The organism is Paenibacillus sp. FSL H7-0331 (assembly GCF_001956045.1).
Map to the genome: position 1 here is coordinate 1 of NZ_MRTH01000075.1, position 14669 is coordinate 14669.

The window sequence follows — 14669 nt, forward strand, 5'->3', positions numbered from 1 at the left end:
GTCCCATCCGGATGAAATTGATAAAACAAATGATATTCTCCCTCGAAGAAGACAAGGCCGTTCGGATCATTCATCCATTGCGTAGCCGGTGTAAAATGAAATTGTGGGCGGTATCTCTCTTTATAGTCTGTCATAGACATTCTCTCACACTCCCTAAAATTATCCGATGATCCAGTTGCTTCATAATCGTTCCACTCTTGTTCGATGCCGCCCTCCATCATCCACTTGGCTTTTTTCTGCGCGACCACTTGTTTGATCTCCGTATTGATTCGATTCATCGTGCTGCTCTCCACAGGACCGAAGAAGGTCCAAGGATATGACTCTTTACCTAATAAAACTGTCTCGGACACGTCCCTGATCGACCCCGAATTCACCTGCGCAGACATTTTTGGCTCGTACATTTCGTCTACCCATCTCATTGTAATCTCTGGGTTTATATTTACTTTGACTCATAAAGAACGCACCTCTCCATATTCCGCTACCGAGTTGAACTGCCTTCATTTTTATATCTCGTAAAATAGTTGTCCGAAGATTAGAGATCAAATTCATATTCAACAGCTGCACGAACATCCGTAAATGTACACAGTCCCCGCTAAAATCTAATTTATTTCCAATATAACTACAAGAAAAGATCCTTGGTTTAAGACATATATCTTGAGATCTCTCTCATAGCTTGAATAAAGTAGTCGATATCCTCATCCGAAGTAAAACATCCTACGCTGGCCCTAACTGCTCCACTCTCCAAAGCTCCTGCCATATTATGAGCCAGAGGCGAACTGTGTAGGCCTTGGCCTTATCTAACTGCAATTCCAAACTTTTGATCCAGCATTTGACCTACCTGCGAAGATTCTGAGTTCTTCAAATTAAATGAAACAATTCCTGTTCTCTCTGATCCTAACGAAGGTCCATATAAAGTGACCCCATTAATTCTTCGTAGCTCTTCCATGATTGTCTGTATTTGATTCCATTTTTTCTTCTGCAATTTTTCCACAGTTTCATCAATTACATACTCGACTCCCTCACTCAAACCGGCAATGCCTACAGTATTCAGCGTACCGGTCTCAAATTGATCCGGTCTTATTCGCGGCTGTTCTAGTTGTTCAGAAAAACTCCCTGTTCCCACGTGCAATAAAGGCTCCAATTCCAGATCCGGATGGACATACAAACCTCCTGTCCCAGGAGGACCTAACAGTCCTTTGTGTCCAGGAAAAGCTAAAACCAGCAGTATGTGCGGCATCTACCAGTAATTTGATACCATATTGGTGGGCTAATTCACTAATTTGTTCAATAGGTATAAGATTGCCTAAAACATTAGAACTGTGATTACAAACAATAAGACTGGTATTAATCCGTATTGCGTTCCTGAATTCGTCAACAGATATAGTACCTGTTGAATCGGTTAGGATATAAGTAATTTGAACATTTTTAGAAGTTTTCAAATATTCCAACGAACACCTTATGGAATCATGCTCAATAGCCGTACAAATAACATGGTTATCTTGTTTAACAAATCCTCTAATTGCAAGATTTAATGTCATTGTTGTATTTAAATACGGAATAAATTTATCGCCCACGAAAACACGGTTTCCTTCTTTCCGAGGGCTTCCTTGCAATGGTAGAGCTATCAAATTGCCAAAACCACCTTTTATTTGACGACCATTCTGTCGCTCTCCTTCTTCGCTTGCTTGGCAGCTTCATCCAAGGTGATTTCATCGGAAACGTACTTTTGGAAGATCGATCCGATACCATTAATGTATTCCATTGACTGCGGCAACATCGGTCTGCCCCGAAGATTGCCGTTTTTAATGTAATCCCTGATCTTCTCCACTCCCAAGCCTTTAAAGTTGGGATCGTTGATAACATCCAATCTGGCAGGCAGCCTGCTGGACATCTCGTTATATGCCAGCTGCCCCTCTTTGCTTGCCAAATAGGTTAATACTTTCTTTGCGTCTTCTTTTTTCCCGGATGATTTATTCAGGACATAATGCCAAGAGGCCATGTAAGCGTCATTAGTCCCAAAATTGGGCATCGGTACAATGTCCAATTTGTCCGGGCCGTACTTGCCGGCTCTCCGGAAGGTCGGAATCGCCGAGGTATACATAAAGAGCATCCCGTATTTGCCGTCGATGAACTTCTGAATCATCGGATCATAAATATCAGCTAACTGGGATATGGGCGTAATCTTATCCTTTTGGACCATATCATGCATAAATGTTAGGGCTTCCCGGGTTTTGGGATTCGACCAGTCGTAATAATCGCCGCCGAACAAGTTAATGAACGTGCCGATTTCGTTAAAGACATAACTCCTCTCCCAAGCTCCGCCGTAGCCGTATACGTCGCCCTTCGTAATAGCCTTCGCAAATGCAAGGAACTCTTCTTTCGTCTTCGGAACGTCCTTTCCTGCTTCCTTCAGCTTCTCATGGTTAACCCAAAAAACGAGAACATCAAGGTAACTCGGAACCGAAAATATGCTGTCTCTATACGTAATCATGTCCTTCACATATTGCTGCGAATAATTTTTCACAATATCCGAAGTCATGACGTCCTTCTCAAGCGGTTCCAGATAACCAGCTCTAGAGAAAGCTGTTATGAGCTCGTCGTTGACATGCAGGATATCAATCGAATGATCCCCGGATGAAAGAATCGTCGTCATCTTGGCAACCATATCGTCCGGGTTGGTAGGGGCCGCTACCACCTTGATGTTAACGCCTGTTACCTCTTCTACTTTCTTCTGGTACGCAGGCCACTCGGTTAGTACGGAATCCTTGGTCATGATCGTAATTATCCGATTTTTATCTGACGGACCAGTTTTCTCCCCATTTGGAGCGTTCGCGGCCGGGTTGTTATTCGCAATGCAAGCGGTAAGTATACCTGATAGAAGAAACAGACTCATCAGAACGACTAATGAACCTTTACTTGTACTCATCGTGACAGCCTCCCTTTTCTCTCTGATTTTCACTTTGAGGTACCTGCACTACATCTATCTAGTCGACTTACTACAATTTCAATTATAATACGGGCTTGAAAGCGTTTAAACACAATTTTGTACAGCCTCCGGATCAGTACAGGAGATAAAATGAAGGGCAGGCCACCTTAAAAGCAGCCTGTTCCCTATATGGATTCTTTCCGTTTTATACAAAATCATGGACGTGCTGATTTACCTCGGCCATCTTTCTTCTTTGCTCATCAAGGGGGTGAACGGGTTATGCGGCTCAGTTTGGTACCAATAAGCAACCGATGCGACATCATCCTGCCTTTCGAATAACCCCTTCTTATAAACCCCGATCTGTTGAATGGTCACTTTAAGATCTTCACTGAAACGGATCGGGTCAAGAATATGCCAGCGATAAAAACCTCTCATCGGCGGGACATCATCGTTGTGATAGAAATTATGAACAACCTCATCATGGTTAGAATAGTACGGATATCCCATGAAAGGAGTGCAATACGTGTTTTCTACAGTCTTGCCATCTTTTTGAGTCGCAAAACTCCAGGCCCCGCCAAAATAGTCTTCGGCTCCGGTACCGCAGATGGTGGGGTATTGCTTATCTCCGTCCATATAAATTTTAACTTCCCCTTCACCCCACCAATATCTTTCCAGGGTCGTCAGGGCCAGGTAGGTTCCCACATACTGCCCTTTTCCTTTTACGTTATCCAAAATAACGTAGTCCTCTGCTTTATTTGTGATCCTCTGCCGATTCCATTGCGCATGGAAATATGCCGTATTTTCCGGCAGCTCGTCATGTAAACAATAATCAACCTGATAAAATAACGCGGGAATTGGTGCTTCATGCTGATTCTCGATTGTAATCTTCGCCTTTTTTCTGAAGGGCATAGGAAAATAGCTGTTGAACCCGCGCGTCGGATTCACAACAATAGGCAAGGAATTCACAGTGCAGCCTCTCGCAAATCCATTACAAAAGAAATCGCCGAGGGGGCTTTCTACGGAAGGGACAGTTTCGTCATCCCAATACATCCTAAGTACAAGGTCTCTAAGAACATAACAATCTTTTTCAGTTTTATCTGTAACCGTAATCCAGATATGTTCAATGATCCCCGGGCCTTCCATCTCAGCCAGTGTTACGGTCGTACCGGGTTCCACATTTCGAATACATGGTGAGCCTTTTCGGGAAGGTCCCAGGTGGCTTGCAGAAGTTCCTCCGCTGCCAATCTTCCCGTCCGGATTTTCCGCCGTGATTGCCCGGCTCCTGCCATTGTTGATTAATGGTAGTGACGAAAGTCCGTTCATAAATGGATTGTAATTCATTTCTAGTTTCTCCTCTCAAATTTTTATCCCTTTACACCACCAACCATAATCCCTTCCATAATCTGTCTCTGGAATATAGCGACGAATATGATAATCGGCAGGATGATAATCCAGCCCATTGCACTCACAAGATCCCAAGGCACAGCATACATGTTTTCCCTTAAAGGTAATTGTGTGATGGCAGTCGAAAGGACCGAGATCCCATTTGAATAAAACAGTGGCGTAAAGAAGTTATTTAAACAATGAATAAAGTTAACAATACAGACTGTCGCGATAGCAGGCCTTAAAAGAGGCAGCGTCACATAAAACATAGACTGTAAAAATCCACATCCGTCTATCGAAGCCGATTCTTCAATTGAAACCGGGATATCGTTAAGAAAGTTCTGAAGCATGAGTATGGTAAAAGGAAGAAGGCCGCTGATATAAAGGATGATCAAACCCGTATACGTATCGTATAAATTCACATATCTCAAAAAATCATACAGCGGACGGGCTGTTACTATATCTGGAATCAACATGGAAGCCAGTAAAAATACAACTGCTATGGATAACCCTTTGTTTCTGAATCTGGCAAAGCTGAAGGCTGCCATGACTGACACAATCATGCTAATAAGAATTGATAAACCTACGATTATGACTGTATTCCAGATTTTCGGCAGTAATCCCACATGCTCAATCAGATATTTGTAGCTTTCAAGAGTTGGATGGGCCGGCCAATATTTAATGGGTTTCGAAAATAGCTGGCCGGATGGCGTTATGGAAGATATGAATATCCACCATAAGGGAAAAAGAATGAGAAAAGCTACAATGGCTGCCAAAACCCACATAAAACAGCGTTGTAACATATGCCTGGAAAGTTTGGGAACCATACTTTATCACTCCTTAATAATCCACACGTTTTGATGCAGACATGCTCAAGCCGCTCAACATTGCCATGACAAAGAAAAGTACGACTGCAATGGAAGCTGCATATCCTGTATTCAGGTTTGTAAAAGCCTCTGTTGTGATACGATAGGCGATCAGTGCAGTGCTTTCACCAGGCCCCCCGCTCGTCATTCCGTAGACTACATCGAATGAAGTTATTCTCCACATCGTAAAGAATATACTTAACACCAAAATGTTTTTCGTAATAAGCGGGAGTGTTATTTTGAAAAAAGATCGTATTGCCCCTGCGCCATCTATCTTGCCCGCCTCATATATTTCAGAAGAGATAAACTGAAGACCGGCAAGAATCAGTATCGCAAAGAAAGGAAGGTCCTTCCATAAATCCACGGCGATAACAGCGCTGCGGGCAGTATCCGTATGAATGAGCCAATCCAAATTAAACGACGGATTAAACCAGCGTAAGAAATCATTTATCAAGCCGTAATCATTGTTAAAAGCCCACTTTGAAGCCATAGCTATTACCACCATAGGCATAGCCCAGGGAAGCAGCACAATGGTTCTAAGGATCCTCTGTCCGGCTATTTTCATATTTAATATTAGGGCCAATATAATTCCCAAAACAATGTGTCCCACCATGGAGCCTACAACAAAAACAATGGTAAAACTAATTGATTCTCGCACTTTTGTATCATGAAAAATGTCTAGGTAGTTTTGAAATCCGACAAATTCATTAATTCCACTCAACAGTTTTACGTCAAAAAAACTAATGCGGAAGGTTTCAATCATCGGATATATAGTTGTAAAAATCCTTATTAGCAGCGCCGGTAGAACAAGTATCCACGCTATTGTCAAATATTTTTTGCTTTCATACATGTTAACGCGCCTTTCTTGTGGATTTATTATTTCTTATACTTCTTCACAGCTTCCTGGGCCTTCGTACAAAACTCATCCAGCGTTATTTTATTTTGAATATAATTCTGGAAGAGGGTGCCCATTTCAGATATAAACTCCAAGGTTTGCGGCACCATCGGACGGCCATGAACTTCGTTGGTCGATTGAATCTGGGAGTAAATATCTTTTATGTCACCAGAGACTGCGGGTTTGCTTGCAACGTCAGCTCTTGCCGGGTATCTGCCGAAATTCGTCCAGCCATTCAGTTCTCCATCTTCACTCGCCGCATATTTAAGGAACTTGATTGCAGCTTCCTTATTTTTCGACTTTGAATTCAAGACATAGCTCCAGGAATCCGTAAAAATACTTCTTTTTACAAACTTCGGCATATTCATTATATGGATCTGATCTTTACCATACCGGTTAGCATTCTTATAAGCATCGCCGGTTCCCCACATAAAGACACTCGCATACTTGCCGTCATTAAATTTCTGATTCATCTGATCGTATTTATCAGCGATCTGGTCGACAGGCGTCACTTTCCAGGTATTCGCCATATCGTACATGAACTTAACCGCCTTCCGGCTTCCTTCATTGGTCCAGTCAAAATAATCCCCGCCGAAAAGGTTTACAAAGGTTGCAAGTTCATTAAATACATACGTCTTTTCCCATGAACCGCCGTATCCGTACTGGCCGTCTTTAGTAGACGCTTTCAGAAACTTCACGAAATCCTCTTCATTTTCTATCGATTTCAAACCTGCCGCATCCAGCTTCTTTTGGTCAACCCAAAGCGCGAGGTAACCCGAATAGCTGGGTACACCAATAATATCGCCTTTTGTTGAAGTCAGCATATCCTTCATGTAACCCTGCGGAAACTGGGTGCGAATATCGCTTGTTAAAACCTTATCCTGCAAGGGTTCCAGCCAACCTGCGTTTTTGAAGGAAGTCGCCATTTCATCGTTGACCTCAAGGATATCAACTGAACTGTCTCCCGATGACAGGATCGTGGAAACCTTTTGTTGGCGGGTATCCGAGTCAGTCGGGGCTGCTACCCACTTAATCTTAACTCCGCTCTTCTTCTCAGCCTCATTCAACCAATCCTGGAATTTGGGATTTGTGGATTGAATGGTATAGAGTGTAATCTCATCCTTACCGTTTGTACTCGCTTTTGCGTCATTTGTGCTTGAACTTGCAGTGTTTGCACCGGAATTTGAGCCCGTGCACCCTGTGAGCGTTAATGTAACCGCTGTCACAGCTACCAAAAGAGAACTCAGTTTTTTTTTCATGTTCATTCCTCCCAATTTATAATCTGCGGCGGCCTACAGGAAGGAACCCCCTTTGCCGACCGTCGTCTTACATGTCGATTATAAAATAGGAATGAAAGCGTTTAAATACAATTTTCCATCATTAATTTATAATATTGCATTCACTTGCTCACGGTTATTGCCAATCGAATCGTTCTATGTTATAACTCATTTAAAATGTCTGCCTGGAACCGGCCACCCAAATAGAAGCGCTTTCTTATACTAAGAATTTATTCTAATCGAAGGGTGAAACGATGCGTATTATGATGATAGTTCTTGTATGGATCCGGATCAAGTTAAGCAGCTTTCGCAACAAACTGACGTTCAGCTTTCTTATTATCACAATCATACCGCTTATTCTCATCGGTATCTTATCCTTCAGACTGTCCTACGATATTGCCAAGGACGGTATTTTGAATTCGGTAACCTATTCTAGCAACCAATTGAACGAATCATTGACGAACCGTTTCAAGCATATGGAATATGCCTCGAACTCAATGCAATACTATATGTACACGCTTATTTTGCAGCCCAGTGCTTCAGTGTCCGATCAACTGGATCGTTTTAACTACATTAAAAACAATATCTCTAACCTTGAATCTACCTTCAATTTCGTGAAAATTAATGTGTATACCCGACCTGAGCTGTTGTTTAGCAATCAGGGGATTACTTTCTTCAAGATCAAAGACCTGTCCAGGCGAGGAGTTACGGAAGAGGAGCTTAAACAAAATTTGAACCAGCTGCAGTGGCGCCTACAGATGAATCAGGAAGAGCCTGTAGTTGTGTCCAATTCCAACGGAAAATGGGATTACATCACTGTCTATAATGCCTTCAAGAAGCAGGACAGCCATAACCTGGAATATGCCTATTTTATAGACATTAATGAGAAAGAAATTTCCGGCATGCTCTCCATCAGCAGTCCCGACCCTTCCGTACAGAGTTATATTGTCGACAAGAGCGGCCGGATTATTTCGCATCCTGACCATGCCAAGCTGAATACGACAATCGATCAGGGGGAATTGCAAGCCATCTTTCATAGCGCAGGCCATCCCCTGTCATTCGGTCAATCGCAGCTCATTGCTCATTTTAACACAGTGAGCGATTGGTATGTGGTTACCGATGTTCCCAACCGTTACATCAGTGAGCATATAAACATTCTGGTCAATATTTTGTTGATGACGGTTTTTCTCGTTATCATAGTGGCCATTGTTATCAGCTTCTTTATATCGAACAGCTTGAGTACCAAAGTCAGACGCATGTCCAAGGTAATGTCTTACTTCGCGCTGCAGGAGACGAATGAAAAGCTGGTCGACCTGCACATCCCTATTAAACCCGATCATATCTACCGGGATGAGCTCGATCACTTATCACATGTTTTCAATATGATGGTTCAAAAAATGAATGATAACTTCGATAAGATGCTTGAGCTGAACCTGCAAGAAGAAAAATTACGCTATCAACTTCTGCAATCCAAAATTAACCCTCACTTCCTGTATAACATCCTAGAATCCATTAAAACCTGCCAGTCATTAGGCCGAATTGAGGATGCTAACACAATGATCACCCGACTGGCAAGATTTTACCGATTAATCCTCAAGAAAGGGGACGAGCTCATTTCAATCGAAGACGAGTGGCTTATTGCATCGCTGTATTTGGACATGGAGAAAGTCAATATCCGGACGATTTCGTGGTCGATCACCATGGATGACGACATCCAGCACTTTCTCATCCCTAAATTCACCTTACAGCCGTTGCTCGAAAACTGTATCCTCCACGCCTTATCCGGTTCGGGGAAGCCGCTTCGTATGGCCGTATGCATCCAATATCTTGATGAAGATATCGTGATTTCAATAAAGGATAATGGAGTGGGGATTCCGACGGATCGCCTGAAACAAATACGAAGCTCGTTGGAGCAAAAGACAATCCATGCGGAGCAATTTTACGCCATGAACAATGTCAGTATGAGACTGTCCTTGTATGGGAAACACGCAACGGGTCTTCAAATTGAAAGCGAAGAAGGAGCAGGTACAACGGTTACGCTTCGATTTCCGCAAATGCTCCCTGATGACATGGAATTCTAACAGGAGGGACAATTAGGATGAAAAAAGTAGTTATCGTTGATGACAATGAAATGTCATTACAAGGTTTATGTAAAAATATCGATTGGCACGCTATTGGAGCGGAAGTTTATGCCACTTATACGAGGGCGGCTGAAGTACTTGAAATGCTCAAAGAAGTGGAAATCGATTTGCTTATATCTGACATCGCCATGCCGCAAATGAACGGATTGGATTTATCGAAGGAAATTTTAAAAGCCAAGCCTTATATGAAAATCATTCTGATTAGCGCTTATGACGACTTTGATTATGCCAAAGAGGCCATTCGGCTTGGAGTTTGCGATTATGTGGAGAAACCGGTTGACTTTGGTTATCTCACTCAGGTTGTATCGAATGTGCTTGCAAAAGCCGAACAAGAACAAAAAGCCCTAGAGCAATTAAGACAGAGCCGTCCTGCTTTGATGCAGAGATTTTATTCGGATCTTATCGGCGCTAGTCCCGATTATGCCGAATTTCATTTAACGGACCAAGCCGCCTATTTAAATGTGGATCTGAGGCAAAATGAGTATGTTTGTGCCATTATTCAAATCGATAATTCCATTGAAACGAAAAACAGCTTCGGCATTGAGCGTTATCACGTCCTGTTATTAACGCTTCTCAGAGAAGTCGAACATAGGTTTTCCAAACTCAGCTTGGTCTATTGCTTCACACAGGCTAATAACATTATTGTGATTCTGGGTAACTGTAACCGAAACAACACGAATTTTCTTCGGACGGTATATGAACAATTATCGGAGCTTAATGAGAAGTACGAAGCCTCTCCTTTATCTTTTACCATAGGGATCGGGGATATCGTTCCATCCATCTGGCAGATCTCCGCCTCCTACGAGAATGCAAGACTGGCTGCCGGCTTCAAATTCATATTTGGCGAAGGACACGTCTTTAATATTCAAGATATCCGAACCCAGCCTTCCACCCCGATCTCCTTCATGGTCGGTCATGAAGATAAGTTAATACGCCTGATTTCCCAAAAAGATCTCGTTGGTATTCGTGAATTTACCGAGAATCTGACATCGGAATGGTCAAGCCGTTATTACGACAAGAATGGAATTATTGCTTCGATTTATTCGCTTCTCGCCCGATTGATTCGCTTCTTTTACGATACCGGGATCGATACAGGTCTCATTTTGGAAAGTATCTCGGATTTGTTCTCGAAGCTGGACCGTTATGAAACGGTCGCGCAGTTGTGCGATCGTTTATATGAAATTTGCGCTCAAGCGTGTAACAAGCTTCAGGAATCCGTGGAGACCTATCATAATCAGATTGCCGAACAAGTGATGGATTTTATTAAACAGCACTATATGGATGTGGACCTGAACCTGAACACCATCTCCTCGTTTGTTAATGTGAGTCCGAGTTATTTGGGGGCCTTGTTCAAAAGAACAAAAGGACAGAACATTTCTGATAGCATTACCTCGGTAAGGATTAGTAAAGCTAAGGAATTATTAAGACATACCCATATGAAAATCATGGAAATCAGTGAAAGAGTTGGTTATGCTAATCAATACTATTTCAGTGCCAACTTCAAAAAACGCACAGGCGAAACACCCCGTGATTATCGCGCCGCGGTGCAAGGCATCGAAGCAGCCGATTGATAAGCAGCCGTTTAGAGCATGTTGCAGTGGGCGGTCATGTCAACATGTACGGTCTGCCAGTACAATAAGCAGAATCTACAACCGTCGGAGAACGCATTCCTCCAACGATTATGCCCCTCCATTTATGGTCGGGGATCAATTGTAACAATTGGTGCAAGAACTACTGCTACAAAAGCCTCTATGACCTTGGCAGAACTGTTACCCAACACATTAGCCTTGAACATTCCACACCTAGCTGAACGGCAAACGTGGCTTATTGAAGAAGCCTTGCGTATAGATGAAGCGATAAAAAGCATGGATAAACAGATAGCTTACCTGATTTATGGTAATAAAGAAAAAGGATATAAACCTCTTCCTTATACAAAAATACTTATGTCCTTCCCTATCATGAGTGAATCTATGGCCTGTACATTTATCGGCGCTATTGGTGATATTGAACGTTTCTCAACATATTTAGAGCTTAAAAAACACCTTGGTGTAGCTGCGGAGATTAAAATCTCGGGAACATCCGTTTTTAAGAGTAGGCAGACATACGAGGGTGTTAGAGATACTCGCAGAGTTCTATTCTTAATGACTTTGCTACTAATATCTCCAAAAATAAGTGAAAATAGTTTTCGTGTTTACTATAAGCGATTAGTTGATCGAGGAATGGCGAAGAGAAAAGCAATAGGGCATGTATGCGGTAAGATTGCCCAAGTTTTATACTCATGCCTTAAAAACAATGCACCGTATGATCCTTTCAAACACGCGAGCAAAATGGGAGTAATCCTTGACGGTGATAAAGTAAGATTAAAGATCCCAGCTAATTTAGAAGATTACGAATGCCAAGCGGATGAGTTAGCAGATGACGATGTCTTATAAAAGACAGTATCTTACACTGCCTTACACTGAACATAAATAGCCCATTGCATGTAAAATTGGAAATAAGAAGCTTCCAAATTACGGTGATGGGCTCATTTACATTTTTCTAAGCGCTACACTACATTAGACTCGGCGTGGCGATCGGGTGCAGTCAACGACGTCCAACTGCTCCGCGACACTTCAGCACGCGCTCCTGGTTCTCGCGGACGTGCCGGCGAATACTTTATGTTCTACTTACAGCACCTTGCGTTCCTGGTTGTGTACGCCGCCGGCTCGGCCGCCTGCATATCGTGGCCAGGCGAATCCGGGTCAGCGAACGTACAAACGCTATGATAGATAATTATGGGAGAGTGCACCATGGCTGAAATTGAATTTTTTCCTTGTGGCTATGGTTAGTTGTCAGTTTCAAGGGCATCGCTCTTGGAACTCCAATGGAGTTTGGCAATCATCACGTAGGGTTTCGGCTGTTCAACCGTTGGATTCAAGATCTGCTTATGTCTCACAAGTTGAGCAAAGTCATCGTCGGCATGGAACCCACCGGTCATTACTGGCTGAGCCTTGCACGTTGGCTTGCCAACATAGGCATTGAAGCTGTTCTCGTAAACCCTCATCTCGTCAAAAAGAATAAAGAAAACCGCGACAACACCCCGTCCAAAAGCGACCGTAAAGATGCCCTAGTCATCGCAGATATGGTCAAAAATGGCTTCTATTCGCCCGTACGTTTCAACCCGGAGGCATACAAAGAACTCCGGATCCTCATGGCCAACCGGGATACGGTTACTAAACGGCTTAACGACGCCGTCAACCAGATACATCGTTGGGTGGATATCGTGTTTCCCGAACTTCGGCAGGTCTTTAAAATCCTTACCTGCACAAGTGCCATTGCTACGTTAAGGCTCTTTCCTACTCCGAAGGACATTAGCAGTTTAACAACAGAGCAAATCATTGCCGGTTGGAAGCAGTATGTTAAGCGTCATTCTGGTTTACGCCGGGCCGAGCAGCTAATTCTACTTGCAAAACGCAGCGTCGGCGCTACTCAAGCTCTGCATGCCTACAAGCTGCATTTAGGCCAGCTTCTTGAAGAATACGACTTGGCGACGCGCCAACTTGAGCTAATCGAACATGAACTTAAGCTCGTACTTGAACGCATCCCTTATGCCCAGAAAATGCTTGCCATTCTAGTCGTAAACACAACCAGTTTAGCAGGTGTGTTGGGAGAAACAGGTGATCTAAGTGGGTATACACATGGAAATGCCCTGCTCCGTCATGCAGGACTTAATTTGGCCGAGGCCAGTGCTGGGAAATGGCGTGGAAAAATGGTGTTAAGCAAGCGCGGACGCCCACGTCTCCGCCGCTTCCTTTTTCTTATGACGATGTGCATGGTCATGACTAATCCGGATTTGAGAGCCCTACACCATCACAATGTCCAAGTCAAAAAGTTAAAGAAAATGAAATCCATCATGAAATTGTGCGGTAAGGTGGCAAGAATGCTAGTTGGTCTAGCTAAGTGCAACGAAGTATACAACTCTACTAAATTATTTCCTCAAGCAGCTTAAGAAGCGTATCTTCACCAGTTGATGTATTCGCAGGATGAACAAGAAGCACGGAGTATCGGGAGAGGTTACGCAAAAGGGCTCGGACCCGTTCCGTTAGAAACACCTCCACCTCCACCCCTTAGTTAGATGTGACTGGAATGAAAGGGCTTAGACCCGTTGAGATATGGGAGCGAGAATCTCTAAGGGCGGCATGGAGACGTGCATAATATGGAATAAACTGGGTGAGTTCACATCCACCTCTGTTCCCGTATGCCCTTTTAAGATTCAACTAGCTACCGCCTCCTTTGTTTCTCCTATCTCTCAATTAAACTAAAGGTGAAATCCTGCGAATTCATGAGCTAGAGTGAGTATCACTTATCATATCGAGGGAGCTTAATGAATTGAATCGGTACAGAATGATTGCTTTACTTTTGCATATATATTCGTGTCCCTTAATTTACTGCCATCAACAGACAGATCCTCGTTCCTAATTACACCTTCTAAATCAAACTTTAACCTTTCGGGAATCATCTTGCTTCTAGTGTTTTTAGTGTCACAACGTATCTCCACCCGATTTGCATTAAGATGATTAAAGGCAAATTCAGAGATACCTCGTACAGCTTCAGTCATGTAGCCCTTTCCACTATACCTAGTATCAATCCAGTATCCTATTTCAAATTTTCGAACTTCCCAGTCAATGCTGTGCAAGCTTGAAGAAGCAATAAATTGACCGGAATCCTTTAAAAATACAAGTAACCTCAGGTTTTCTCTACTTAGGAATTTAATATGTGCTTCTCTTATCCCAAGTTCTGAACTATACTCGGTATGCTTTTCCTGCGCCCATTTCATCCAAGGCTTCAACTCTTCAATCGTTGCATTTACAGCTTCACATACAACCTTGCCGTCACCTGGTCTAGGCATTCTAATTAATAGACGTTCAGTAAAAAACTCATCTGGAAAATCAATCATTATAGGATTCATAAACTACCTCTTTTTACATCCATCATACAAAATAATCCAATTTATTGGTAGTATAGTAATATCTATGCCATGGTTACCACGCTATTCTGCCCTTTAACGTAATAACGGCTGCTCCGCAGCGGCCGTTCAAGTATCGTTACCCGTTCGTAATATAAGGTTCGTAATATAAGGTTAGCCAGATATTTCTGGTTGACCTTTTTTCATAGGGTCTTATTATTACGGTAGTCGGGGTA

11 protein-coding genes and 2 pseudogenes are annotated in these 14669 nt (G+C 42.9%); 4 read left to right on the forward strand and 9 right to left on the reverse strand.

Translation table 11 applies throughout. The annotated features are described in order from the left end of the window. The 8 genes and pseudogenes from BK127_RS45385 to BK127_RS40330 all read right to left on the reverse strand — a co-directional run. Positions 1-401 (reverse strand): annotated as a pseudogene (locus tag BK127_RS45385) (hypothetical protein); the annotation flags it as partial. 392 nt (positions 402-793) lie between these two features. Further along, positions 794-1165, reverse strand: coding sequence for an aminotransferase class V-fold PLP-dependent enzyme (locus BK127_RS40300; RefSeq protein WP_256711681.1), 372 nt, complete (start codon positions 1163-1165; stop codon positions 794-796). Beyond that, on the reverse strand, positions 1101-1649 hold the full coding sequence (locus BK127_RS40305; RefSeq protein ID WP_372237419.1) for an aminotransferase class V-fold PLP-dependent enzyme: 549 nt from the start codon (positions 1647-1649) through the stop codon (positions 1101-1103). The genes BK127_RS40300 and BK127_RS40305 overlap by 65 nt, the downstream gene beginning before the upstream one ends. Further along, positions 1646-2926 carry an ABC transporter substrate-binding protein gene (locus tag BK127_RS40310; protein ID WP_076238292.1) on the reverse strand — a complete coding sequence of 427 codons (1281 nt, stop codon included), beginning with the start codon at positions 2924-2926 and terminating at the stop codon, positions 1646-1648. The genes BK127_RS40305 and BK127_RS40310 overlap by 4 nt, the downstream gene beginning before the upstream one ends. Before the next feature lie 231 nt (positions 2927-3157). After that, positions 3158-4267, reverse strand: a complete 1110-nt coding sequence (locus tag BK127_RS40315; RefSeq protein ID WP_076238293.1) for a glycoside hydrolase family 172 protein — start codon at positions 4265-4267, stop codon at positions 3158-3160. A gap of 23 nt (positions 4268-4290) precedes the next feature. Further along, positions 4291-4872: a carbohydrate ABC transporter permease gene (locus tag BK127_RS40320; RefSeq protein WP_218639080.1), complete on the reverse strand. Its 582-nt coding sequence runs from the start codon at positions 4870-4872 to the stop codon at positions 4291-4293. A 277-nt stretch (positions 4873-5149) separates the two neighbouring features. Further along, positions 5150-5938: a carbohydrate ABC transporter permease gene (locus tag BK127_RS40325; RefSeq protein ID WP_218639081.1), complete on the reverse strand. Its 789-nt coding sequence runs from the start codon at positions 5936-5938 to the stop codon at positions 5150-5152. 113 nt (positions 5939-6051) lie between these two features. Further along, on the reverse strand, positions 6052-7329 hold the full coding sequence (locus tag BK127_RS40330; RefSeq protein WP_076238296.1) for a sugar ABC transporter substrate-binding protein: 1278 nt from the start codon (positions 7327-7329) through the stop codon (positions 6052-6054). 272 nt (positions 7330-7601) lie between these two features. On the opposite strand from BK127_RS40330, the gene BK127_RS40335 reads away from it, so the two are divergent. The 4 genes and pseudogenes from BK127_RS40335 to BK127_RS40350 form a co-directional block, all read left to right on the forward strand. Then, positions 7602-9428 (forward strand): sensor histidine kinase, encoded by a 1827-nt coding sequence (locus tag BK127_RS40335; RefSeq protein WP_076238297.1) that lies wholly within the window; start codon positions 7602-7604, stop codon positions 9426-9428. Positions 9429-9445: 17 nt separating this feature from the next. Further along, a complete protein-coding gene (locus tag BK127_RS40340; protein WP_076238298.1) occupies positions 9446-11059 on the forward strand; it encodes a response regulator in 1614 nt (537 codons plus the stop codon). 18 nt (positions 11060-11077) lie between these two features. Continuing rightward, on the forward strand, positions 11078-11920 hold the full coding sequence (locus BK127_RS40345) for a transposase (protein WP_256711682.1): 843 nt from the start codon (positions 11078-11080) through the stop codon (positions 11918-11920). Between the two features lie 398 nt (positions 11921-12318). Next, positions 12319-13476 (forward strand): annotated as a pseudogene (locus BK127_RS40350) (IS110 family RNA-guided transposase); the annotation flags it as partial. A gap of 372 nt (positions 13477-13848) precedes the next feature. Here the strand turns inward: BK127_RS40350 and BK127_RS40355 are convergent. Then, positions 13849-14436: a GNAT family N-acetyltransferase gene (locus BK127_RS40355; RefSeq protein ID WP_076238299.1), complete on the reverse strand. Its 588-nt coding sequence runs from the start codon at positions 14434-14436 to the stop codon at positions 13849-13851. Positions 14437-14669: the final 233 nt, after the last annotated feature.